The following is a 20,388-nucleotide window of genomic DNA, read 5'->3' as shown; positions in this document are numbered from 1 at the left end:
TGTAAATCCAGCGCCACAGGGGTGACCCTGCGTGGGCTGTTACCGCCCGACCGCAACGGCTTCGTCGAGGTCCGGCCGCTTCCCGCGCTCCTCATCGGGGGCTTCGCCGTTGTCGATCGCCTGGCTGCGGGCCAGGGCGACTGTGGCCGCCAGCATCGCCGCCACCGCGAGGGCGAGGACGACGGCCGTCAGGCCGCCCACCGCCAAGTGTTCGCCGAGCACCAGGACGCCGAGCAGCACCGCGACGACCGGCTCACCCACCAGCATGATCGGGACGGACGCCTGCAGCGCACCGGCGTGAAAGGCCGAGTTCTGCACCACGGTCACCGTGATTGCCAGCGCCACCAGCACATAGGGGGCGGGGACGGTCATGAGTGCGTCCCATCCGCCGACCGAGTAGCGGTGGGTGCAGACCTTCGTGATGACGGCGATCATGCCGAGCAGGACCGCGACCGCGGCGCCCAGCAGCGAGGCGCGCACCCGGCCGGCGGCCCGGTGCGCGGCGATGACGCAGGCGAGCACCGACGGCACGGTGATCGCCAACGCCAGCGTCCACGCCGGGATCGGGGGACGGCTGTGGCCCTCGCGGGGCTGGCCCACCAGCAGAAAGACCGCGAGCGCGGCGGTCAGCAGCATCGCCCAGCCCCACTGAATCCGGCTGATCCGCTGGTGGCACAGAGCCGCGCTCAACGGCAGCGCGAACAGCAACGACGACACCAACAGCGGCTGCACGAGCAGCAGCGATCCGTGCGCAAGCGCGACGGCCTGAAACACATAGCCGGCCACCGCGGCAAAGGTCCCCGCCCACCACAGCGGCTGGCGTACCAGCGTGGTCGCCATCGCCGCGGACATGGCCTCATCACCGGGAACGCGGTGGGTCGCGCGCTGCCGGACCACGATTCCCACCGCAGCCCAGAACGCCGAAAGCAAAGCCGAGAAGATCGCAACCGCGTGCGACGTCACCCACCCCATGCCCCAAGGGGTACCCGAGACCTGCGCGCCGTTAACTCAGTCTTTCGGCGGCCGGCCATCCCGCCTTACCCTGGGTGGCCGGCGGGAGTCCGTCCCGCCCGCCCGATCGAAAGGAAACATGCTGCGTAGCAAGGTATTAACCATAGCCGGGATCGCCGCGGCCATCGCGTCAGCGGCGCTGACGCTGCTGCCCTGGATCGACCTGAGCCACCTGGGATTCCCCATCCGCTGGAATGGTCTCGGCATGTACGACGGCGAGGATGCCGATCACTACGGCGCCTTGCTCAACGGCATGGTGAACAGCGCGCCGGGTTGGATCGTGCTGATCGCCGCGATCGCGGCCGCCGCCACCCTGCTGGCCGCCGCCCGGGTGCGCCGGCTCGGCCTTGTCGCGTGCGCCTGTGCCGCGGTCGCCTTCGTCACCGCCGTCTCGTGTGCGGTGTATCCGGCGCTACTGGTCGGCGGTACCAAACACGAAATGGGGGCGTCCGGGCTGGCCGACCGGGATTTCGTCAACTCCGGGGCGTTGATCGCCGAGGCCGTGGTCACCGCCGTGCTGCTGGCCTGCACCGTACTAGCCGCTGTCAGGTCGAGAAACGTTGCGGTTGAAGATGGTTCGAGTCTCAAGACGTGAGCCCAGCGGTCTCGCCCGGACCCCATCTCAATCGACTTTGCTGACACCGGTTTTCGCGCCGGCCGCGGCCCAGCTCGATTGAGCGGGTGGTCTCGATGACACTGCGTACGTTGCCTTCGCGGCGGGTTCGGCTTTGCGTCTCTTCTACCGCACTCCGGAAAAACTCCCGCGATTAGGTCAGGCTTGGCTATCCTCGGTGCGGATCGGGTTGCACGAACGCGGGCGTATCAGAGGAATGAGGCAGGGTTGACCGAGACAACCACGCAGCCGGTGGCGGACGAATTCAACGATCGACCGCCGGTGTCACTGCGCACGCGTGGCCGTTGGCTGCGCTGGGGACTGCTGTCCGTCTGGGGCCCCGGCCTGGTGGTGATGCTGGCCGACACCGACGCCGGGTCGCTGATCACCGCGTCGCAGTCCGGCGCCCAGTGGGGCTACCGGATGGTGCTGCCGCAGCTGATCTTGATGCCGGTGCTCTACGTCGTGCAAGAGATGACCGTGCGGCTGGGCATCGTCACCCGGCGCGGCCACGGCGCGCTGATCCGGGAGCGGTTCGGCCGCGGCTGGGCGTGGCTGTCGGCATTCACCCTGTTCGCCTCGGCGATCGGGGCGTTGCTGACGGAATTCGCCGGTATCGCCGGAGTCGGCGAACTCTTCGGCGTCTCGCGGTGGGTCAGCATTCCGGTCGCCACCGCCGCGCTGCTGGCGTTGGCGCTGACCGGCAGCTACCGGCGCGTCGAGCGCATCGGCCTGGTCATCGGCGCGGCAGAACTGGCGTTCCTGGTGGCCATGGTGATGGCGCGGCCCGATCCGCAGGCGCTCATGCACGGCCTGTCGTCGATGCCGCTGGGCAACTCGTCGTATCTGCTGTTGATAGCGGCCAACGTCGGCGCGGTCATCATGCCCTGGATGATCTTCTACCAGCAGGGCGCGGTGGTCGATAAGCGGCTGTCGGAGAGCACGATTCGGCAGGCTCGCTACGACACCGCGTTCGGCGCGGTGCTGACCCAACTGATCATGATCGCGGTGGTGATCACCATGGCATCCACGATCGGGTCGAGTGGCGCGCAGGGCGGCGGGGCGGAGCTGGAAACCGTCGGCCAGATCGCCCAATCGCTGACGCCCTACCTGGGGCACGTCGGCGGCACGATGCTGTTCGGGCTGGGCATGCTGGGTGCCGCGCTGGTGGCCGCGATCGTCGCCTCGCTGGCCGGGGCGTGGGGGCTTGCCGAGGTGTTCGGCTGGAAGCACACGCTCAACGAGCGGCCCAACCGCGCCACCGCCAAGTTCTACCTCACCTACGGGCTCGCCCACGTTGCGGGCGCGATCCTGGTGCTGGCCAGCGTCGACCTGGTCAACCTGGCCGTGGACGTCGAGGTGATGAACGCGCTGCTGCTGCCCATCGTGCTGGGCCTGCTGCTGGCGCTGGAAGCCAGGGCGCTGCCCGAGCGGTGGCGCATGCGGGGGCTGCACAAACACCTCACCCGCGCACTGTGTTTCGTGACCATCGGCTTCGGCCTCTACATGGTGCCGCAGGCCCTCGGCTTGTTCTGAGCGGGAACGAAGCTCAGAACCAGGGGCCCGGGTAGTGACCGTCCTGGTCTTGCACCATGACGATCTCCTTGCACTCGCCGTTGCCGCCCGGCGCGTTCTCGCCGCGGCATACCAGGGTCCATCCGGAGATCCGCTCGAACGGGCGTAGCGTCCAGTTCGATGCGACGGGATCGGTTGCGGGCAAGGCGATTACGGAGAACGTCCCGCCGGTGCCGGCGATGTAGAGGTGATCTTCGAAAAACGCCAGCTTGGAAATCGACAGCTTCTTGGCGTCGTCCCGGCTTTTCTGGAAGTCCCACTGCTGGCTGCGCAGGTTCCACACGCCGAAGCCGAACTGGGAGGTGTCCGAGTTGTGGCCGTCGACGAACAGCTTGCCGTCGGACAGCGCCGCGGTCAGCCCGCCACCGGAAATCCGGTCGGAATCGCCGATCTTGATGATGGACTTGGCGTTGATGTCATAAAACATCGTCGACACCACCGGGGGGTTGTAGGAATCCCAGTGCGTGAGCTTCACCAGTTTGTTTGAGCCGTCGGTCAATTCGGCGTCGACGGATTGCACGTCGTTGTCCTGGTAGATCGCTTCACCGCTCGGCCGGCGCAGCTCGGCGCCGGATGTCTTGCCGGGCTCGGTGTTGCGCGCGAACGCGAGAACATCCTGCCAAGCCCGGCCTGGCTGCGGATCGTTCCACATCATCGACAGGTCACCATTGGACAGGACCACGGTCCGCGGCGGCGACGGGGTGCCGTGGCCGTCGGTGAAGGCGTTCAGCCACGCCACGCCCGAGGCGGTCGAGGCCAGGCCCCACTCCTTCGGCGCGGACAGCTTCAGCTCGGGGGCCGGCGGCTGCAGGTCCTGGGTGGCCAGCTGCCGGCCCGACGTGGAGTCGTACAGGTAGGCGGTGGCCTTGGTGACGTCGGGCGCCGGGGGCTGCGCCGGCTTGACGGTGGTGACGACGTACACGACCTTCATGTCGTCGGCGGTGCCGGTCAGTGCGCAGATGCCGCCGGTGAGGTTCTCCCCGGCCGGAATCGCGGGAATGGCGGGTGCGGTGTACTGCCCGGTTTTGGGATCGAAGATTTTCGGCCGGATGTCGTCCAGCGCCGACTTGCCGACCGAAAACTTCTCCGGGCAACCGAAATACGCCGTTCCGCCGTAGCTTTTCCAGTCCTTTTCCAGCGGCCCGGTTATCGGGGCGGGCGGGGCGGCCGCTCGGGTGCTGGTTTTCGAGGCGGACGCCGAGGTGGTGGCGGTAAGCGGGGGCGGCGCTGCGGTTTCCGAACAGGATGCGACGGCCAGGCAGCCGACCGACGCGACAGCGGCACACCCGTAGGTGAACAGGCGGTGCCGGGCCGCATGCACCCAGGCTGCACCCATGAAAACCCTCGTTAAGTTCGTGTAACCAAGCAGCGTAAAGCCGCCCCGATGCGACCGCGACTCGGGCGTACGGCGGCCATTGCCACGACCGCACGCCGTGCCGGTCAATCGCGCAGCCGCACCATTCGCGTCGTGGATGTCTCGTCCAGCTCGACGACATCCGAGCGCGACCGCAGGAAATCGCTGAATGAGCGGAATCCCAAAGACCTTTCGCTAAACGACGGGTCCATCCGCTTCATCTGCGCCTTCACGGCAGAGTTGTGCAGCCAGTCGACGTCGTCCTTCTCCAAGCCGATCCGCAGGGCACGGGTCAGCAGCGCGGTGGCGGCGGCCTGCGGGTCGGGCTGTTCGTCCGGCTCGTCCGGCTTGACCGATTTGGCACGGGCGGCCCGTTTCTTCGGCGTGGCCGCCGCCGCGCCGGCCGGCGCCGGTTCGGGCACCGGAACCCCGGGCAGCGCGTCGTAGATGACGAACTCGTCGCAGGCGGCCGCGAGCGCGCGGCTCGACGCGCCGGCCACCCCGATGCCGACCACATACCGGCCGAGGCGCTTGCAGCGCTGGGCCAGCGGAATGTAGTCGGAGTCGCCGGCCACGATCACCACGTGGGTCAGGTCGGGCAGCCGGAACATGTCCTCGACGGCGTCGACGGCCAACCGGATGTCGGCGCCGTTCTTGCCGTAGGCCGCCGCCGGGAACAACTGCACCAGATCGACCGCGCGCGCCACCAACTGTCCGCGATACCCGGCGTTGATGTCCGCCGACCAGTCCGCGTAGGCGCGGGTGAGCACCAGGGTCCCGAAGGACGACGCGAAGTCGAGGATCGCGCCCACGTCGACCGTCGCCTGGTCCAGCCGCTGGACGTGCCGCTCGAGCCCCTTGGCCTTGTCCCGCTGAAACGAATTGCGCCCGTGAATCTGGTCATACCGGGAAATCACGATGTTGTCGAAGTCGAGGTAGACGGCCACTCGGGTCGCAACCGGTTCGGTCATGTCCTAGATCATTGCTGAGGCGGGCCAAAGCGGGTATGCAGGCCACATGAATGAGCTCAAGGTTCTCGAACTGCACGGTGACCGGGTCGCCTACCGCGATGAGGGTGACGGCGAGGTGTTGCTGCTCATCCACGGCATGGCGGGCAGTTCGGAGACGTGGCGGTCGGTGATCCCGCCGCTGTCGAAGAAATTTCGGGTCATCGCCCCGGACCTGCTCGGCCACGGCGACTCGGCGAAGCCCCGCACCGACTACTCGCTGGGTGCGTTCGCGGTGTGGCTGCGTGATTTCCTCGACGAACTCGGCGTCAGCCAGGCCACCATCGTCGGTCACTCGCTCGGCGGCGGGGTGGCGATGCAGTTCGTCTACCAGCATCCCGACTACGCGAAGCGGTTGATCCTGATCAGCAGCGGGGGCCTGGGACCCGACGTGGGCTGGGTGTTGCGGCTGCTCTCGGCGCCCGGTGCGGAGCTGGTGTTGCCGATCATCGCGCCGCCTCCGGTCCTGTCCGTCGGCAACAAACTCCGGTCCTGGCTGCGAAGCGCGGGCATCCAGTCGCCGCGCGGTGCCGAACTGTGGAGCGCCTACTCGTCACTGTCCGACGGCGAAACCCGTCAGTCTTTCCTGCGGACGCTGCGGTCGGTGGTGGACTACCGCGGGCAGGCGGTCAGTGCGCTCAGCCGGCTGCGGCTGCGCGAGGAGTTGCCGGTGATGGCGATCTGGGGCGAGCGCGACGGCATCATTCCCGTCGCGCACGCCTACGCCGCGCACGAGGCGCGCACCGATGCAAGGCTCGAGGTGCTGCCCGATGTGGGTCACTTCGCCCAAGTCGAGGCACCCACTGAAGTCGTGGAGCTGATCGAGGACTTCATCGCCACGGGCGAGCGGCGCGATGCCGAAAGCCAGCAGCCTTTTGCGCCCAGCTAGCGCGTCGCGGGGCTGGCCGTCCTGACGCTTTCCCGGCCGCCGAGATTGGTGGCCGCCGTGATGACGGCGCGCTCGATCTGTCGCAGCGCGTGCACGGCGGTGAGGAAGCGCCGGGTGTCGGGATCCGGATCGCCGCCGCTGTCCTGTTGCCGCGCCACCGTCTCGGCGGCGTCGAGCTCGTCGGCCGCCGAAACCAGGGTCGGCGGGTGGCCGCCCTCGATGGCTTCCTGCAGCGCCTCGATGTTGCGTCGGGTCTGGGCCGCGGCCGCCGAAAAGGCTTGCGCGAGTTCGGCGGCCAGCGATGTGGACCCCGCCGGATTCCGATACTGCTCGGCGCTGCGGGCCAGGCTGCGGCCGTAACGGTCGCAGGCGGTGAAGATCCGCAGCGCGCGCCGGATGCTGCGCCGGCCGGCAAGTCCGGCGACGCCCGCCAGCAACGGTTTGGCGGTGACCCGGAACTGCTGCAGGTCCCGATCGAGCTGACGCGCCTGTTCCGAGGGGCTGGTGCTGTCCGCCTCGTCGAACATGGTCGCGGCGGAGACCTCGATCAGGGCGGACAGGCTCGTCAAGAAGGCGCGGGCCTCGCTGCGGATTGCGGTTCTGGTGTTGGTCGGCAGCACCACGACCGCGACCGTCACCCCGATGACGGCACCGATCGCGGTTTCCTCGATCCGCAGCATCAGCACACCGAACGAGAATTGACCGAGCAGGCCGTACAGCAGCGCCAGCATCGTGGTGATCCAGAAGGTCATCAGGCTGTAGGTGACCGTCATGAAATAGAAGGCGCAGAACAGGCACACGAAGATGCCGACCAGCGCGGCGGTCTTGTGGCCGGCCAGCAGCGTGGCCACCAGCACGCCACACGGCACGCCCAGCATGGTGCCGAGCAGGCGTTGCCAGCCCTTGGTCAAGGTCTCGCCCCAGGAGTTGGTGCCGGCGAAGATGACGAACGCGGCGATCACCGCCCAATACCAGCGCGCCGGCGATACCAGCTCGCCGACCACGATGGCCAGCGAAGCGGCGACCGAGACCTGGATGGCCTGCCGGGTGGTCGGCCGCAGCCCGCCCGGCTGTTCTTCCCCGGCGGTCTCGTCGGACACGGGGTCCTCGGGCACCGGGGGCCGTTCGCCGTCGGCGTCGTCGAGGGGCCGGCCGGCGGCCACCCGGTCGACGATCGCCCGCACGTCGGACGTCGCCGACGCGGCGTTGATGATCGCCAGCGCGAGCCGGCGCGCGGCCGCGCCGCCCTCGTCACCGCCGGCCGGATCCGCCCCGGGACGGCGCAGCTCGTCGAGCAGCCGCTGCGCTCGATCGGCGGCCCGGCGCAGCCCGTCGGGTTCGGGAACCCGGATGGCCCGCGACAGTTCGGTGAGCGCGTCGACGAGTGCGGCCCGGGTGGACGGGGGCATGGCATCGGGGTGCTCGCATGCGACGACGGCCGCGCGCCGGCCCGCGGTGGCGACCCACTCGATGGCCAGCTCCGCGTCCAGCAGCCACGGGGCCAGTTGTTCGGCGGTGACGCCGGGCCACACCAGGCCGGGGTCGGCCTTGTCCTCGATCTGGCTCTGCACCATCAGGGCGGTCTCGTTGAGCCGGACGGTGCGGGCCCGCATGCGGCGGCGCCGCCGTTCATCGAGACGGCCCGTCCGCACCGCTTCGGCGGTGGTGTCGAGGACGATCGCCATCCGCGCCCGCAGCGCCCGGATGGTGGCGCGAAACACCTGCTCGGGTCGGTCGGGCAGCACGTAGGTGCTCATCACGTACGTGCACACGGTGCCCACCGCGACCGCCCCGATCAGCCAGGGCAGCTCCGCGAGGCGGGCCCGCAGATACAGCGTGAAGAAGTAGGACATGAACGCGACCATGCCCAGCGCCCTGCCCCGCGCCCCGAAGCGCCGGACGTAGGCCGCGGTGAACACCACGATCACGAAGACGACGTCGCTGGCCACCTGGTGGGGGGCCAGCACCGCGGCGGCGGTGATGGACACCGCGGCGGGCAGGGGCAGCAGCGCCATGGTGATGCGCTGCTGATGCGGGTCGGGTTCGTTGACCGAGCGTGACGCGACCATCGTGATGACGACGCCCAGCAGGGCGACGGTCAGCGGCTGTCCCGTCGCCCTGGTCAGGATGAAGAGCGCCAACAGCGAAAGGCCAAGCGCGGCCGTGGTCCGAGTCGCCATTCGCAGCCGAAGCAAGCCAGGATCGGAGCCGATCACCCAGTTGCGGGCGCGTTCGTAAAGAACAGTTATCGGACACCGCCTCTCTTGCGCATACCCAACATGGTTACCCGAACCGGGCCGCGGCGACCAAGCTAGTCTTCGACATCGTGACTTTGCCGACGCGCGCGAAGCTGGCCGACGGTCGCGACCTGCTGTTCTTCGCGCTGCCCGGGCATCGTCCGGCGCCCGTGCCAGATCGCCGGCCGCTGCCGGCGCGGGCCACCGAGCCGTCCGCGCAGTCACAGTTGCGGTTCGACCGGTCCACCGGGCAGTGGGTGATCGTTGCGGCGCTGCGCCAGGACCGCACCTACAAGCCGCCACCGGAGGCGTGCCCGCTGTGCCCGGGCCCGACCGGGCTGACCAGCGAGGTGCCCGCCCCCGATTACGACGTCGTGGTGTTCGAGAACCGGTTTCCCAGCCTGTCCGGGGCGCTGCCGTCCGTGCCGGCCGCGGCGCCGGTGCCCGCCGAGGAAGGTTTCGCGTCCGCGCCCGGGCACGGCCGCTGCGAAGTGATCTGTTTCTCCGCCGACCACACCGGGTCCGTCGCCCAGCTGGAGCCGGCGCACGCGCGGCTGGTCGTGGAGGCGTGGCGGCATCGCACCGCCGACCTGATGGCCCGGCCGGGCATCGAGCAGGTGTTCTGCTTCGAGAACCGGGGCGAGGAAATCGGGGTGACGCTGACCCACCCGCACGGCCAGATTTACGGTTATCCGTATCTGACCCCGCGCACCGCCACCATGCTCGAGCAGGCGCGTCAGCATCGAAACCGGCACGGCAGCAACCTGTTCGCCGATCTGCTGGCCCGTGAGGTCGCCGACGGCGGCCGCATCATCGCGCGCAACGAGCTGGTCACCGCGTTCGTGCCGTTCGCGGCGCGCTGGCCGGTCGAGGTGCACATCTACCCGAACAGGTTCGTGCGCAACCTGACCGAGCTGGGCGAGGACGAACTCGACGCGTTCGTGCGGATCTACCTCGACGTGCTCGGCCGCTTCGACCGGATGTATCCGGCACCGCTGCCCTACATTTCGGCGCTGCATCAATACGCCGACACCGCGGCCCAGGCCGAGGGCTACTTTCACGTCGAATTGATGTCCATCCGGCGCAGCGCCACCAAGCTCAAGTACCTGGCCGCCTCGGAATCGGCGATGGGCGCCTTCATCGGCGACGTCACGCCGGAAAGCGTGGCCCACCGGCTGCGGGAACTGCGGTGACGATCCGGTACGCCGCGCCGGGACGGATCAATCTGATCGGCGAACACACCGACTACAACCTGGGTTTCGCGCTGCCCATCGCGCTACCGCAGCGCACCACCGCGACGTTCACGCCCGCCGCCGACAACGCGATCACCGTGCTCAGCGACCGTGCCGGGGCCCCGGTGCGGGTTCGGATCGGCACCTCTCCCGGCGAGGTGGGCGGCTGGGCGGCCTATGTGGCCGGGGTGGTGTGGGCGCTGCGCCAGGGCGGCCATCCGGTGCCCGGCGGCACGATGTCGATCACCAGCGACGTGGAGATGGGCTCGGGCCTGTCGTCGTCGGCTGCGCTGGAATGCGCGGCGCTGGGCGTCCTCACGTCGGCCACCGGCGTCCGCATCGACGCCAAGGAGCGGGCCCGGCTGGCCCAGCGAGCCGAGAACGAGTACGTGGGTGCGCCAACGGGTTTGCTCGACCAGCTCGCCTCGCTGTTCGGCCGGGACGCGACGGCGGTGCTGATCGACTTCGCCGACCTCGCCGTCACGCCGGTGGCGTTCGACCCGGATTCCGCGGGAGTCGCCTTGTTGCTGATCGACTCTCGGCAGCGTCACACCCACGCCGGGGGCGACTACGCCGCGCGGCGCGCGTCGTGCGAGCGGGCGGCCGCGGACCTGGCGGCGTCGTCGCTGCGTGCGGCCGCCGATCGCGGGTCCGCCGACTTGGCGGCCGTGCGTGACCCCGTCGACGCCCGCCGTGCCCGTCACGTGCTTACCGAGAACCAACGGGTCCTCGATTGCGTTGCGGCGCTCGGTGATTCGGATTATGCCGAAGCCGGGCGGATTTTCACCGCCTCGCACGCCTCCATGCGGGACGATTTCGAGATCACCACCGAACGTATCGACCTGATCGCGGACACCGCGGTGCGCGCGGGCGCGCTGGGCGCGCGGATGACCGGCGGCGGCTTCGGCGGCTGTGTGATCGCCCTGGTACCAGTGGACCTTTCCGAGAAGGTCGGCGAGGCGGTGCGGGTTGCCGCGGTCGACGCCGGCTTTGACCGGCCGCTCGTCGCCCGGACCCGCGCGGCCGCCGGCGCGGGGCCCGCGTGAGCGAGTCGCCGGCGAGCGCCGGCAAATGCCCCGGCCGGGAACCAAACTTACTTGCCCGGCAATTTCGGCATTCTGCCGATGACCACTGGTCAGAAAATGTAACGTGACCCCCCATGGGGGTATCTCACTCCTGCAGGTGCAGAACGGGTTTTGCCGCCCGGACAGTAGCGATCCACGCGCGATCGCTACCGATGTCGGCCGCCGACTTCATTGTCCCCGACGCGAAAAGGTCGCCGTGGCTTGGAAACTAGACAGCCACGCCGCGGCGATCGAGCGGGTGCTGGCCGGCGCCACCCCGCAGTGTGCGGGGTGGTTCCGCTTCTACTTCGAAGGCCGGCGCTGGGAGTGGTCGGACCAGGTTCAGCGCATGCATGGGTACAAACCCGGCACGGTGACGCCCACCACCGAGCTGGTGTTGTCGCACAAGCATCCGGCCGATCGTCCCCAGGTGATGGACGGCATCAACGACATGATCAGGCGCCGGCAGGCGTTTTCCAGCCGGCATCGCATCGTGGACACCGGCGGCATGGTTCACCACGTCGTCGTGGTGGGCGACCAATTCTGCGATGACGGTGGAAAAGTCATCGGAATGCACGGCTTCTACATCGAAGTCACGCCGGCACCCGCCCGCGGTCGCGAGGAATCGATCAGCGCGAAGGTCGCCGAAATCGTCGGGCGTCGCGGCGTGATCGACCGCACCAAGGGCATGTTGATGTTGATCTACGGCATCGACGAAGACGCCGCGTTCAACATGCTCAAAACGCTGTCCCAGTCGGGGAACATAAGGCTCGGACTGCTCGCCCAACGGATCGCCGAGGACTTCGCGGCGCTGGGCAAGGAGGTCATCACCGCGCGGTCGCGCTTCGACCAGCGCCTGCGCAGCGCGCACCTGCGTGCGCCCAGCGCCGGCGGCGGCGCCTGACCGGATCCGCCGCGGAAGTTCTGCTTGCACGGACTGCCGGTCAGCGCGTACAGCCGGCCGTCAATCAGGTGCGCGCTCAACGGGATCGAATACGGACGTCCCGTCTTGCGCCCGGTGAAACGCAGCACCATGAACTGGTTGCGGGCGAGGCCGGCCAGCGGGCTGCGCAGCAAGAATCTCATCACCGGGCCCAGAGGCTCGGCCCGGTGGCCGAATCCGAGCTGGCACTAGACCATCTCGTTGGTGGTCAACCACCGCATCACCGGCCACCCGACGAACACCGGTAGCCAGCAGGTCAGCACCCGGTACAGCAGGACCGACGGCACCCCGACGGCGGCCGGCACACCGAACGCCGCCAGCCCACCGATCAGCGCCGCTTCCACCGCCCCGACACCGCCGGGCGTGGGCGCCGCGGACGCCAGCGTCCCGCCCACCATGGTGACCACCGTGACCGCGACGAAAGTCGTTCCGCCGCCGAATGCTTCGACACTGGCCCACAACGCCAGCGCCGCACCCAGGGTGGTGCCGGCACAGCCCAGCAGGATCAGGGCCAGCCGCCGCGGTTCGCGGGCGAGCTTGACCAGATCGGTCGCCACCTCGTTCAACTTGGGGCGCACCTCGGTCGCCAGCCACTTGCGCAGCGTGGGCACGAACAGGAAGGTGCCGACGATGCCCAGCGCGACACCCGCGATCAGGTACAGCAGCGTCGCGCTCGGGACGAAATGCTTCAGGTTCATCGAGGCGCCGGCGACGGCGCTGAAAAAGACCAGCAGCGCAAGGTGCGCGATCACCTGGACCGACTGTTGCAGCGCCACCGCGGCGGTCGCCCGCATCGCCGACAGGCCGCTCTTCTGCAGGAAACGGGTGCTCAGCGCCAGCCCGCCGACGCCCGCAGGAGTGGTGGTGGCGGCAAAGGTGTTGGCCACCTGGACGATTGACAGCGTCCAGAAGTTGACCATGCCGTCGGCGCAGGCCCACAGCGCGGCGGCCGCGCCGACGTAGGTCAGCGCCGACACCAGCAGGCCCAACAGCGCCCACCACCAGTTCGCGGTCCGCAGCTGGGAGAAGAACGTCGGCGCCGTGCTGATGAAGGGATACGCGACGTAGACCAGCGCGCCGAACAGCACCAGCTGGACGATCTGGCTCCGGGTGAACCGGGTGATGGTCTGCGGCTTGATCTGATCGGCGCCGGTCTGGCGCTTGACTTCGGCCCGGGCCCCGGAGATCACCGCACCGGCGTCCGGCACCGACCGCCGAATCGACCGCGGCACAGCGACTTTCGTGAGCCGGCGAGAGGCGCTCAGGATGGTGTCCTTGCCGAACACCTCGATCGCCGCGCTCACCGCGGACTTCGGCTGGTAGAGGGCGGAGGTGGTCACCAACAGCTGTGCGATGTCGGATTGAAGCTGGGCGTCGGTCGCCCCGTACTCGGCGCTGCCGAACCCGCCGAACATCACCGTGTCGTCCTCGACCGTGATGTGGTGGCTGCGCAGATCACCGTGGGCGATCCGTCGGTCGTTGAGCGCGCGCAGCGAGTCCCACGGCCGGCCAACGGGAGTCGTCTCTGCGCATTCGTCGATGGGCGTGCCGCGTGGGGGTCGGTGCGAGTACAGCATCCAGCCCCGGTCCAGCGGGGCGACGGCGAGCGTCGCCGTGTTGGCCAGCCCCGCGTCAGCGATGGCGATCGCCATCAACGCGCGATGCTCCACGGCACGGCGCATCGAGGTCACCAGGGGTGCGGTTTCGGCGTCGCGCAGCTTCAGCTTTCCCCAGAGCTGGCGCAGTGCTCCGCCGCTGCGTTGATGCGGGCCGTACAGCTCGATAATTGCCGTCTCCCCGAGATGTTCGCCGTCGGCCGACAGGATCAGCGGTCCCCGGCCCGCCGGCCGGACCACCCTCAGGCGCGAGACGGCGAAGCCGCTCTTGGCCAGCGCACGCACCGCGGCCTCCAGCGGCACCTCGAGCGCGGGAGTGCCGACCACCAGCACCACCAGTGCGCCGACGACCCACCCGACCGCCAGGCCCACCAACGAGCGCGCCGGGACGATGGCGCTGACCACCAGATGGATGGGGACGAAGGCCAGCAGCAGCGCCCACCACCAGTGCCGCCACCGCGCCGGCTGCCACGGGCCCGACACCGTCAGCACCGCCGCCAGCATCCCGATCCACCGGGGGTCGTCGAGCAACTGCGCGGGCAGCGTGGTGAGCCGGTCGAGGGCGTCGAAGTGCCACCGCGGCGCGGCGAGGCCGGTGCCGCTGATCGACAGCAAGACGATCGCGCTCAGCCCCGCGGTGGCGTAGGCGCCCAGCAGCTTCCACTGCCCGGTGACGATCAGGCCGATGAGGATCATGAACGGCAGTGCCACGATCGCCAATCCGTAGATCAGGTACACCACATCGGATTGCGTCGGCGACAGCACGCCGACGATCTGGGAAACGGATCTCTCCAGCGCGATCCACTGCGGGCGGGTGATCACCGAACCGGTGATCACCAGCGCCAGGAACAGCAGGGCCAGCACCAGCCGCAGAATGTCGTTGGTCCGCCGGGTCAGCGGCTGCAGCAAGTTGCCGGAAACGATGATGTCGCGCCCGTCAACTCGCATGTAGTAACGATCCTTCGGATTTGCGCTGACACCGTGCTTTCGGCCCGCTACGGCCCGCCGACAAGTTAACTCGAAAACCCGGTTCGTTGACAGCTCCCACACATCCGGCGCGCGTAGGGTCGGGTAGGTAGGCGTGCTAGCGAATTGGGGAAGGCAGTGGCGTGGCCAGGACAGACAACGACAGCTGGGAGATCACCGAGAGCGTCGGGGCGACGGCGCTGGGCGTGGCGGCGGCCCGGGCCGCGGAAACCGAAAGCGAGAACCCGCTGATCAGCGACCCGTTCGCGCGGGTGTTCCTGCAGGCCGCCGGGGAAGGCATGTGGGACTGGTTCGCCGCCCCCGACCTGCCCGCCCAGATCGCGGAGCGGGAACCGGACCTGAAGCCGCGGATGCAGGGCATGGTCGACTACATGGCCGCGCGGACGGCGTTCTTCGACAAGTTCTTCCTCGACGCTGCCGGCGCGGGCGTGCGGCAGGTGATGATCCTGGCGGCGGGCCTGGACTCGCGGGCCTGGCGGCTGCCCTGGCCGGACGGCACCACGGTGTACGAGCTGGATCAGCCGCGGGTGCTGGACTTCAAGGCGGCGACGCTGCGCGACAAGGGCGCCCAGCCGACCTGTGAGCTGGTCAACGTTCCCGTCGACCTGCGCCACGACTGGCCGTCCGCATTGCAGCGCGCCGGATTTGACGCGGCGGCGCCCAGCGTGTGGTCGGCCGAGGGGCTGTTGCCGTTTCTGCCCGCGGCCGCCCAGGAGCTGTTGTTCGAGCGGGTACAGGCGCTCAGCGCGCAAGGCAGCAGGATCGCGGTGGAGGCGCCCGGGCCCGACTTCCTCGACGAGGACGCCCGCGATCGGCAGCGCCAGACCATGCAGCGGGTGCGCGACCTGATGGCCGAGCTTGATCCCGACCGCGACATTCCGGATGTGCAAGACCTGTGGTACTTCGAGGAACGCGAAGACGTGGGTGACTGGCTGGATCGGCACGGCTGGGACGTGACCGTCACCCCGGCGCCGGAGCTGATGGCCGGCTATGACCGCAGACCACCGCAAGACATCGATGACGCCACGCCGCAGACGCTGTTCGTGTCGGCGCGGCGCACGGAAAGGAACTGATTGTGGCCAGGACGGACAACGACAGCTGGGAGATCACCGAAAGCGTCGGGGCGACGGCGCTGGGTGTGGCGTCGGCCCGCGCGGCGGAGACTCGCAACGAAAACCCGTTGATCACAGACCCGTTCGCGCAGGTATTCCTCGATGCCGCCGGCGACGGCGTGTGGAACTGGCACTCCGCGGGGCAGCTGCCGGACGAGATCGTCGCGGCCGAACCGACGCTGCCGCTGCAGATGCAGTCGATGGTCGGCTACATGGCCTCGCGCACAGCGTTTTTCGACAACTTCTTCCTGGACGCCACCGGCGCGGGCATCCGCCAGGTGGTGATCCTGGCCGCCGGCCTGGACGCGCGGTCGTGGCGGCTGCCCTGGCCGGCGGGCACGACGGTCTACGAGCTCGATCAGCCGCGGGTGCTGGACTTCAAGGCGTCCACGTTGGCCGAACACGGGGCGCAGCCCGCCTGCAACCGCGTCGCGGTGCCGGTCGATCTGCGCCACGACTGGCCGGCCGCGTTGCAGCAGGCGGGTTTTGACGTCTCTGCGCCCAGCGTCTGGTCGGCCGAGGGGTTGATGCCATACTTGCCGGCCGCCGCTCAAGAGCTGCTGTTCGACCGCATTCAGGGGCTGACCGTTCCGGGCAGCAGGGTCGCGGTGGAGGCGTTGGGTCCCACCTTCCTCGACCCGCAGGCCCGCGCCAAGCGCCGCGAGCGGATGGACCGGATCCGCGGCCTGATGGCGAAGGTGGATCCGGATCGCGACGTGCCCCGGACCGATGAGCTCTGGTATTTCGAGGAACGCGAGGACGTCGGCGAGTGGTTCGGCCGGCACGGCTGGGACGTGACGGTGACGCCGGCCGACGAGCTGATGGCCGGCTACGGGCGCTCGGCGCCCGAGGAAGTCCGCGACTATGTGCCGGGGAACCTCTTCGTGGCGGCGCACCGGACGGCGAGTTAGCGGCATTAAAACCCTTGCGCCACTTCGGTTTTAGTGGACCGTCTCGCCAACCGGCTAGTTGTTGGTGGGTGGTGGTTGGGGTTGGAAGGGTGTGTACCACCACCACTGGGCGCGTTCGCCGGTGGGTCCTGGGCAGGGCGGCACCGTGGGTGGGGGTTTGGTGGGTGGGCGCGCCAGCGATCCCGGGTGAAGCGGTCGCCCGGCGTCATCGGTGACGACGAGGGCGTCTGCGGATCCGGTGATGGTGATCAGGCCCCGGTGGTGGGCGCGGTGATGATAGGGGCAGACCAGCACCAGGTTGGCCAACTCGGTGGGGCCGCCGTCTTCCCAGTGCCGGATGTGGTGGGCGTGCAGACCCCGGGTGGCCCCACAACCGGGAACCACGCACATCCGGTCGCGATGCTCGAGCGCGCGGCGTAGCCGCCGGTTGATCAGCCGGGTCGCCCGCCCGGCGCCGATGACCTCGCCGTGCCGTTCGAACCACACTTCACACGTGGCATCACAGGTCAGGTATCGGCGGTCGGCATCGGAGAGCAGCGGACCCAGATGCAAGGCCGCGGCGGGCTTTTCAACATCAACGTGCACCACCACGGTGGTGTGCTGCCCGTGCGGGCGGCGGGTCGCCTCGGCATCCCAGCCCGACTCGACAAGGCGCATGAACGCCTCAACACTGCCCGGCATCGGGGGCCGCTGACCGCACGCGTCGTTGTCGTGATCACGCTTCCACTCGGCCATCAGCGCATCCCGATGCGACGCCAAAGCCGCGTCAAACTTGGCCGCGTCATGGTGGCCCAGGGTGATCCGATAGCAGCTGCCCTGCTCGTCGGTGGTCGTGACGATGGAACGCTCCCGCTCGGGTCGGGGCTCGGGGTCGGGTCGCGGTTCCAGCTTGACCGCGGTGCGCAATTGGGTCACGGTGGCAACTGCCGCCAACTGCGCGTAGTGCTCATCGGACCCTTCGCCGGCGCGCGCGGCGATGACGCCGACCTGATCGACCGACAGCCGGCCCTCCCGCATGCCCTGAGCGCAGCGCGGAAACTCGTTGAGCCGGCCCGCGATCGTGGTGATCGTGTGCGCGTTTGCCGGCGAGCAGCCGGTCTTCCAGGCCACCAACGCCGGCACCGACCGCGCCCCGGTCATCCCGCACAGCTCGTCGCGATCGATCTCGGCCACGATCTCCACGATGCGGCCATCAATCGCATTGCGCTGACCGGTCAACTCCGCCAGCTCCTCGAAGAGCACCTCGAGACGTTCCTTAGGGGACGCTTCGACGCTGGCTGCAGTCGCGGTCGGGGACATGACATCATCATCGCAGGGGGGTACGACAAATCCAGCCAGCGGCGATCCCCCGCTTGGGGGTTGTGCACATCCGTCGCCAGCGGGTTTTACGAATTCGGTTCTGGCGCAGCATCGTCCTGGTCGCCGCCCGCGCGCCCACGCCACTTCCGGTAACCGCGATGCGCGGCGAACGCTCCGACAATGGCGCTGACGCACCACACCGTTATCGCCGCGTAGGCCAGCGGCGAGGACCGGTTCCCGATCGAGGCGCCCAGCGCGGTGTAGGCGAAGGCCCGCGGGGCCGAGCCGATGAAAGCGCCAACGGCCATCTGCCACAACGCAACCCCGAACGCGCCGAACGCATACGAGGCCAGCGCATCCGAGATGCCAGGGACGAAGCGCTGTCCGACGACCGCCCACAGTCCGCCGCGGCCGATCAGGGCGTCCATTCGATCCGCCCGCGCCGGCCCCAGCAGCGCGCGTGCGCTGTCACGGCCGGCCCGGCGGCCGACGAGGCTCGCGACGACCGCGGTGCCCACCGTCGCGCCCAGCGTCACGAAGACACCCAGCAGCGGACCGAACAGCAACCCGCTGCCCGCGGCCAGTATCGAGCCCGGAACGAACAACGCGCCCACCACCGCCGAGACCACCACGTAGGTCAGGGGCGCCGCCGGCCCCGTCGCCGACACCACGTCCCGGATCTCGCCGATGTTGATCACCCGCGCGACGGCCACCAGATAGAAGACCACGAACAGAAACCCGGCGAGCACGGCCAGCCGCACGATGTGGCCCCGCCTCGATGTCCGTGGGGGAGCGCCGTTGTCGTCCATACCGGCCGTCACTGGGCGCCGGCCCGCAGCCGCTGGCGCAGGCCGGTGGCCCGCACCGCCCGGCGCTCGATCGCCGCGCGCACCGAAGCCTCGGGGCCCACCACCCGCACCTTGGCCTTCGCCCGGGTCACCGCCGTGTAGAACAACTCCCGCGTCAGCAATCGCGAATCTTCCGGCGGTATCAACACCGTCACCTCGTCCGCCTGGCTGCCCTGGCTCTTGTGGATGGTCATGGCATGCATCGTCTCCACCTCGCCGAGGCGACTGGTTGCGAAGTCCAGCGGCCCGGCCGCACCGGCGACGACCGCGCGCAGGCCGTCCGCGGCTGCCACCGTCACGCCGGTGTCGCCGTTGTAGAGGCGCAGGCCGTAGTCGTTCGCCGTCACCAGCAAGGGGCGTCCCGCGTGCCACTGGGACCAGGCCGGCTGGCCGGTTTCTTCGGCAATCCAGTTCTGCACCAACGTGTTCCAATGCGTCGCGCCGTAGGGTCCCGCGCGGTGCGCACACAACAGCCGGTGCTCGTCCAGCGTGGCCAGCGCCTCGGTGACCGCGCCCAGCAGCGCGGCCGAGCGGAGCCGCAGGGCGTGCGCGACCAGCACCTCACGCAGCCGCTCGGCCGGGCGCTCGGAATCCACCCACTCGATGTGCTCACCGCCGGCCGCCAGCACCTGCACCACGCGGTCCGCGTCGCCGACCCGGATAGCCTCGGCCAGCGCGCCGATCGAGGTGCCGAATCGGTGTGGCGTGCGCAGGGCCGCCACCCGCACGTCGTCGCGGGCGGCCAACCCGTCGACCAGGTCGGCCAACACCGCGCCCGCTTCCACCGAGGCCAACTGGTCGGGGTCCCCGACCAGAATCAGCCGGGTGTCCGGCCGGACCGCTTCGACCAGCCGGGCCATCATGGTCAGCGACACCATCGACGTCTCGTCGACCACGATCACGTCGTGCGGCAACCGATTTCCGCGATTGTGCTTGAACCGCACCGACGTATCCGGCCGCGGACCCAGCAGGCGATGCAGCGTTGTTCCGGACAGGCCGGCCAGGCGAGCCCGGTCCGCCGCGGTGAGCTCCTCGCTTTCCGCGGCCACCGCCTCGGCCAGCCGGGCCGCCGCTTTGCCGGTCGGTGCGGCCAGCGCGATTCGCGGCCGCCGCAGACCGGCGCGCTCCGCCTGTTCGACCAGCAGGGCGAGTAGGCGCGCGACGGTGGTGGTCTTGCCGGTGCCGGGCCCGCCGGTCAGCACGGTCAGCGCCTGCGTCACCGCGATCTCGGCGGCCGCCCGCTGCTCCTCATAACCGGGCGGGAAAAGCCGGTCGTAGCTGGATGATTCGACGACCGCAGGGGCCGCCGACAGGGCCAGCAGATCGGCGCACACCTGCTCTTCCTCGAGCCAGTACCTGTCGAAGTAGATCAGATCACCCAGCAGCCGCAGCACCGGTGGCCCGTGAAGCAAAGCGCTGCCCCGCACCGCCGCCATCCAGTCGTCGGCGCCGGGCCAGGGCAGGTCGTCCTGGCCGACCTGTCCGGGCAGCGCGCGCAAATCGACGCACACCGAGCCACCCCGCAGCGCACGCACCAACAGGGCAACCGCCAGCGCCACCCGGTCATCGGATTCGCCGGCCAGAGAGGTAAGCCGTTGTGCCACATGGACATCGGCGGGCTCGAACACGTCGGCATCGCTGAATGCGCGCAGCAGTCCGGTCTGGCACGCCGCCACGGACATCACTTCCG

The 20,388-nt window shown here is 69.3% G+C and carries 16 protein-coding genes; 8 read left to right on the top strand and 8 right to left on the bottom strand.

Annotation, left to right across the window (positions count from 1 at the left end; genetic code table 11):
* Nucleotides 1–39 precede the first annotated feature (39 nt).
* Complete coding sequence (locus ACIUM1_RS10710; RefSeq protein ID WP_406817127.1) at nucleotides 40–972, bottom strand: DMT family transporter; 933 nt, start codon at nucleotides 970–972, stop codon at nucleotides 40–42.
* Nucleotides 973–1,090: 118 nt separating this feature from the next.
* Here ACIUM1_RS10710 and ACIUM1_RS10705 point away from each other — a divergent pair, with 118 nt between their 5' ends.
* Entirely contained in the window at nucleotides 1,091–1,606 is a 516-nt protein-coding gene (locus ACIUM1_RS10705; protein WP_406817126.1) for a hypothetical protein, read from the top strand.
* A gap of 246 nt (nucleotides 1,607–1,852) precedes the next feature.
* Nucleotides 1,853–3,160, top strand: coding sequence for an NRAMP family divalent metal transporter (locus ACIUM1_RS10700; RefSeq protein ID WP_406817125.1), 1,308 nt, complete (start codon nucleotides 1,853–1,855; stop codon nucleotides 3,158–3,160).
* A gap of 13 nt (nucleotides 3,161–3,173) precedes the next feature.
* Here the strand turns inward: ACIUM1_RS10700 and ACIUM1_RS10695 are convergent, their stop codons facing one another.
* Nucleotides 3,174–4,535 carry a hypothetical protein gene (locus ACIUM1_RS10695; protein ID WP_406817124.1) on the bottom strand — a complete coding sequence of 454 codons (1,362 nt, stop codon included), beginning with the start codon at nucleotides 4,533–4,535 and terminating at the stop codon, nucleotides 3,174–3,176.
* Between the two features lie 104 nt (nucleotides 4,536–4,639).
* Nucleotides 4,640–5,524: an NYN domain-containing protein gene (locus ACIUM1_RS10690; RefSeq protein ID WP_406817123.1), complete on the bottom strand. Its 885-nt coding sequence runs from the start codon at nucleotides 5,522–5,524 to the stop codon at nucleotides 4,640–4,642.
* A 46-nt stretch (nucleotides 5,525–5,570) separates the two neighbouring features.
* Between ACIUM1_RS10690 and ACIUM1_RS10685 the strand changes: the two genes are divergently transcribed.
* Nucleotides 5,571–6,449, top strand: coding sequence for an alpha/beta fold hydrolase (locus tag ACIUM1_RS10685; protein WP_406817122.1), 879 nt, complete (start codon nucleotides 5,571–5,573; stop codon nucleotides 6,447–6,449).
* Here the strand turns inward: ACIUM1_RS10685 and ACIUM1_RS10680 are convergent.
* Nucleotides 6,446–8,665 carry an FUSC family protein gene (locus tag ACIUM1_RS10680; RefSeq protein ID WP_406817121.1) on the bottom strand — a complete coding sequence of 740 codons (2,220 nt, stop codon included), beginning with the start codon at nucleotides 8,663–8,665 and terminating at the stop codon, nucleotides 6,446–6,448. The two genes, ACIUM1_RS10685 and ACIUM1_RS10680, sit on opposite strands and share 4 nt — an antisense overlap.
* A 110-nt stretch (nucleotides 8,666–8,775) precedes the next feature.
* Between ACIUM1_RS10680 and galT the strand changes: the two genes are divergently transcribed.
* The 3 genes from galT to ACIUM1_RS10665 all read left to right on the top strand — a co-directional run bounded on the left by galT (nucleotide 8,776) and on the right by ACIUM1_RS10665 (nucleotide 11,886).
* Entirely contained in the window at nucleotides 8,776–9,879 is a 1,104-nt protein-coding gene (gene galT, locus ACIUM1_RS10675) for a galactose-1-phosphate uridylyltransferase (RefSeq protein WP_406817120.1), read from the top strand.
* Nucleotides 9,876–10,964 (top strand): galactokinase, encoded by a 1,089-nt coding sequence (locus ACIUM1_RS10670; RefSeq protein WP_406817119.1) that lies wholly within the window; start codon nucleotides 9,876–9,878, stop codon nucleotides 10,962–10,964. Before galT ends, ACIUM1_RS10670 begins: the two co-directional genes overlap by 4 nt.
* 235 nt (nucleotides 10,965–11,199) lie before the next feature.
* On the top strand, nucleotides 11,200–11,886 hold the full coding sequence (locus tag ACIUM1_RS10665; protein WP_406817118.1) for a PAS and ANTAR domain-containing protein: 687 nt from the start codon (nucleotides 11,200–11,202) through the stop codon (nucleotides 11,884–11,886).
* A 227-nt stretch (nucleotides 11,887–12,113) separates the two neighbouring features.
* On the opposite strand, the gene ACIUM1_RS10660 is transcribed toward ACIUM1_RS10665, so the two are convergent.
* Entirely contained in the window at nucleotides 12,114–14,489 is a 2,376-nt protein-coding gene (locus tag ACIUM1_RS10660) for a YbhN family protein (protein ID WP_406817117.1), read from the bottom strand.
* Nucleotides 14,490–14,650: 161 nt separating this feature from the next.
* Between ACIUM1_RS10660 and ACIUM1_RS10655 the strand changes: the two genes are divergently transcribed.
* The gene (locus ACIUM1_RS10655; protein WP_406817116.1) at nucleotides 14,651–15,601 is read left to right on the top strand and encodes a class I SAM-dependent methyltransferase; all 951 of its coding nucleotides are present in this window, start codon (nucleotides 14,651–14,653) and stop codon (nucleotides 15,599–15,601) included.
* Nucleotides 15,602–15,603: 2 nt separating this feature from the next.
* Entirely contained in the window at nucleotides 15,604–16,551 is a 948-nt protein-coding gene (locus ACIUM1_RS10650) for a class I SAM-dependent methyltransferase (protein WP_406817115.1), read from the top strand.
* A 54-nt stretch (nucleotides 16,552–16,605) separates the two neighbouring features.
* Here ACIUM1_RS10650 and ACIUM1_RS10645 read toward each other — a convergent pair whose 3' ends face one another.
* From ACIUM1_RS10645 to recD, 3 genes are all read right to left on the bottom strand, one after another.
* Nucleotides 16,606–17,850, bottom strand: coding sequence for an HNH endonuclease signature motif containing protein (locus tag ACIUM1_RS10645; RefSeq protein WP_406817114.1), 1,245 nt, complete (start codon nucleotides 17,848–17,850; stop codon nucleotides 16,606–16,608).
* An 86-nt stretch (nucleotides 17,851–17,936) separates the two neighbouring features.
* Nucleotides 17,937–18,659, bottom strand: a complete 723-nt coding sequence (locus ACIUM1_RS10640; RefSeq protein WP_406817627.1) for a TVP38/TMEM64 family protein — start codon at nucleotides 18,657–18,659, stop codon at nucleotides 17,937–17,939.
* Nucleotides 18,660–18,667: 8 nt separating this feature from the next.
* Nucleotides 18,668–20,380: an exodeoxyribonuclease V subunit alpha gene (gene recD, locus ACIUM1_RS10635; protein WP_406817626.1), complete on the bottom strand. Its 1,713-nt coding sequence runs from the start codon at nucleotides 20,378–20,380 to the stop codon at nucleotides 18,668–18,670.
* Nucleotides 20,381–20,388: the final 8 nt, after the last annotated feature.

Origin of the sequence: Mycobacterium sp. M23085 (assembly GCF_045343915.1) — a bacterium.
Taxonomy (GTDB): domain Bacteria; phylum Actinomycetota; class Actinomycetes; order Mycobacteriales; family Mycobacteriaceae; genus Mycobacterium.
The sequence above is the reverse complement of the archived record's forward strand: the minus strand, read 5'-3'. Positions and strand labels throughout refer to the sequence as shown.